This is a genomic window from Ideonella azotifigens (assembly GCF_006519715.1).
GTDB classification, from domain to species: domain Bacteria; phylum Pseudomonadota; class Gammaproteobacteria; order Burkholderiales; family Burkholderiaceae_C; genus Ideonella; species Ideonella azotifigens.
Genome location: NZ_VIDT01000595.1, coordinates 1 through 3,433 on the forward strand (window position 1 = coordinate 1; position 3,433 = coordinate 3,433).

Genomic DNA, 3,433 nt, shown 5'->3' on the forward strand with positions numbered 1-3,433 from the left:
GCTGCAATTCGCCAAGCTGCAGGTGTTCGGCTGGCAGCGTGCTGTCCACGTGGATGCTCACGCCGGCTGTTGCCAGGCGCTGCAGTAGCGGCGCGAGCAGGCCGGCGTCGCGCGGCGCCCGCACCGAGGGTGGGTTGGCTGCGGGCGTGACCAGCGTGACGACAGGCGCTGCGGCATCCTTGGCATGGTCGTAAAAGCCGCGCCCGCTCTTGCGGCCCAGGCGACCTGCGCGCACCAGCTCCTGCTGGATCAAATTCGGTGCGTAGCGTGGGTCGTAACCAGTGGCCTGGAAGACCGACTCGGTGACCGAGAGGTTCACGTCCTGGCCGATCAGGTCGGTCAGCTCGAACGGGCCCATCGCAAAGCCGCCGGCCTCCCGCAGCAGGCGGTCGATGGCCGGCGCTTCGGCCACGCGCTCGGCCAGCAGCTTGAAGCCTTCGGCGTAATACGGGCGGGCCACTCGGTTGACGATGAAGCCGGGCGCGTTCGGCGCGTCCACCGGCGTCTTGCCCCAGGCCAGCGACAGCACGCGCATCGCATCGACCAAGGCCGGTGCGGTCTCCACGCCGCCAATGATCTCGACCAGCTTCATGCGCGTGGCCGGGTTGAAGAAGTGCCAGCCGACGAGGCGAGCGGGGCGCTTCAGGCCGAAGGCAATCGCGGTGATGGAGATCGACGAAGTGTTGGTGGCCAGCACCGCCTCGTCGCCCAGCAGTTCCTCCAGTTGGCGGAACAGGCCCTGCTTGGGCTCCAGCCGTTCGACGATGGCTTCCACCGCCAGGCCGCAGCCGGCCAGTTCGGCCAGTTGCTCGGTGGCGCGCAGGCGGCTGCCCACGGTGGCGCGTTCGTCAACCGTCAGCCGGCCGCGCTGCACGGCCTGGTCCAGGTCCGCACCGATGCGGGCGATGGCCTTGGCCGCCGCGCCGGGCGCCAGGTCGAACAGGCAGACCTCATGGCCGGCCTGCGCGGCCAGCTGGGCAATGCCGGCACCCATGCTGCCGGCGCCGATCACGGCAACGCGGGTGGACGGATCAAGCTTGGAGAAAGAGCTCATGGGGTTCTGCAGCGTCCGGCCGAGTGAGCCGGTCATCATGGGCGAAGCCATGCGCGGTGTTGGGGCGGGAAAGCACCGGTGGCAGGTCAGACACAATTGACCGACCGATCGGTAAATAATAGATCCGGTGTTGATCCAGCGCAAGTTCAGGGACTTGGTGGAAACCCGTGCCCGAGGGGCGGTCGGGTTGGCAGGGTGCGCTGGCGGCAAGCGGGTCCCCGCCAGCCGACAATCGCGCATTGCCCAGAACGCAGGAGAACGCGCTTGAAGACCTACGACATTGAAGTCCAGAACCTGAAGTCGGCCAGACACGACATGGGCCTGATCGAACTCCGCGTGGACCTCACGGTGGTGAACCTTCCGCCACGCGACGAAGGCGCTGCCAGCAGCCGCCTGCGCATGCCCGTCGAGCACGCCCGCACCTTGCTGATCCTGCTTAAGCAGCAGATCGCAGAGCTGGACAAGCTGCAGCCGCGCAGCCGGCGCTCCGGCCGCTGTTGAGCGCCCCCAAACCTGGCGCCCTTCGGTCGCCAGGCCCCCCGAGGGGGTCAAGAAAACTTGGGGCGGCCCTGCGTTTTCTTGAGAGACCCCCGCGAAATCGCGAGGGCTCAGTTCAGCCGCGAGCCCTTGGGCAGCCGCGCGGCCAGCCACTCGTGCACGTCGGCCCGGATGTGCCGGCCTTCGAGCAGGAAGCTTTCGAACCGGCTGGGCACGTAGGGCAGGTACAGCAGCGGCATGCCGGCTTCCTCGGGCGTGCGGGCGGCCTTGCGGTTGTTGCACGGGCCGCAGGCCGCGACCAGGTTCATCCAGGTCCAGCCGCCGCCGCGTGACTCGGGCTGGATGTGTTCACACTGCAGCTCGCGCTCCTGGAAGCGCTGGCCGCAGTAGGCGCAGGTCATGCGGTCGCGCCGCAGCAGCTTGGCCTTGGTGAAGCCGGGCACCACGTCGAACAGGTTCAGCTTCGAGGCGCCCCGCAACGCGATGATCGGGTGCACCTTGATCAGCGACTGCCGGCCGCTGGCGACGTTGGTACCGCCGCGCAGCGTGGCCAGCGGGCCGTCACCATCGGTCCAGGCGACCGAGCCGGTGGCGATGTGCACAACAGCCTGTTCGAGCGAGATCCACGCCTGCGGCGTGCCCTGGATGTCGAGCTGCAACACGTGTTGGTGAGGGCGATGCATGGCGGGCCTCCTTTCATGGCCGCGGGTGGACAAGGACCTGGGTGAATGGCAGCGGCGCTTGGATTCGAACCAAGGTCCCCAGCTTCAAAGGCTGGTGTCTGAGGCCACTCGACCACACCGCATTCGGGTCGAGGAAACAAGGTTGGCGGAGAGCGAGCGGATCGAACGCTCGCGGCGACTCTCGTCACCGGCCTCGGCTTAGCAAGCCGGCCCCTTGCCACTCGGGCAGCTCTCCGTTGAGCGATTGGGAAAAACAAAAAGGCCCGGGCACCTTGCGGGTGTCCGGGCCTCTGTGTGGGTACAGAGCGACGAGGGTGCGCGGCTATGCGCGGTCCTCTCCCGGATGCGTCGAATCCCCCAGCCACGCCTGCTGCTGGTGCGAACTCGATGGCCGATACAGGTGACTGCCTGCATCGCGCCCGACGCGTCCTTTCATCGCGATGCCACGCGAACCGCCGCCCACGCGCAAGCACACGGCAAGGCCGTGGGCGCGGTGGCGGTGGAACGAAAAGGTGGCGGTCACGATGAAGTCTCGGGTGCTGCGTTGAACTGGGTGGAACTGTAAATAGTCTTTACCATTTCTGTCAATGCGGTTGACGCTGGCAGATGAAAAACAACAACGGTGACTTCAGGCTGCCGCCGCGGCGGTGGCCCGCCATTGCGCCGGGCTCTGCCCATGGCGCCGCTTGAAGGCACGGCTGAATCCTTCGGTGGAGCGGTGGCCGCAGGCGGCCGCCACCTGGGCGATGGACTGGTCGGAGCTGGCCAGCAGTTGGGCGGCCTTCAGCAGCCGCCACTCGGCCAGGTGGGCCATGGGCATCTCGCCGGTGGTGGCCTTGAAACGCTGCGCGAAGGCCGAGCGGGACATGCCCGCCGCGCTGGCGATCTGCGCCAAGGTCAAGGGCTCGTGGCAGCGCGCGTGCATGAAGTTCAGCCCGGCATTCAGGCGCGGCTCGAAGAAGGCCGCCATCAGGCTCGGTGTTTGAGCCACCGGTGCCGCGGCCTCGAAATGCGCGCGCACCACCTGCACCAGGAAGATCTCGGCCAGGCGCTCGATGATGACCGCGCTGCCTGGCCGCCGGTTGCGCAGCTCGGCCGCCATGAAGCTGGGCAGCGCGTGCACCAGTTCGCGGTTGGCGCCGGTGCGGGCTCGGGTGCGGATCAGCGTGGGCAGGCTTTTCACCAGCAGCCCGCGCAC

At 67.8% G+C, this 3,433-nt stretch carries 4 protein-coding genes and 1 tRNA gene; 1 reads left to right on the top strand and 4 read right to left on the bottom strand.

From position 1 onward, the window contains the following. The coding region (locus tag FKP22_RS24670) for a 3-hydroxyacyl-CoA dehydrogenase NAD-binding domain-containing protein (protein WP_170201069.1) at positions 1 to 1,054 on the bottom strand (1,054 nt) is incomplete at its 3' end. Positions 1,055 to 1,318: 264 nt separating this feature from the next. Between FKP22_RS24670 and FKP22_RS24675 the strand changes: the two genes are divergently transcribed. Next, positions 1,319 to 1,555 (top strand): hypothetical protein, encoded by a 237-nt coding sequence (locus FKP22_RS24675; RefSeq protein ID WP_141290305.1) that lies wholly within the window; start codon positions 1,319 to 1,321, stop codon positions 1,553 to 1,555. A gap of 107 nt (positions 1,556 to 1,662) precedes the next feature. On the opposite strand, the gene FKP22_RS24680 is transcribed toward FKP22_RS24675, so the two are convergent. The 3 genes from FKP22_RS24680 to FKP22_RS24695 form a co-directional block, all read right to left on the bottom strand. Further along, a complete protein-coding gene (locus tag FKP22_RS24680) occupies positions 1,663 to 2,235 on the bottom strand; it encodes an HNH endonuclease (protein ID WP_141290306.1) in 573 nt (190 codons plus the stop codon). Positions 2,236 to 2,378: 143 nt separating this feature from the next. Continuing rightward, positions 2,379 to 2,470, bottom strand: a tRNA-Ser gene (locus FKP22_RS24690). A 393-nt stretch (positions 2,471 to 2,863) separates the two neighbouring features. After that, on the bottom strand, positions 2,864 to 3,433 hold a 570-nt coding region (locus FKP22_RS24695; protein ID WP_141290307.1), incomplete at its 5' end, for a helix-turn-helix transcriptional regulator.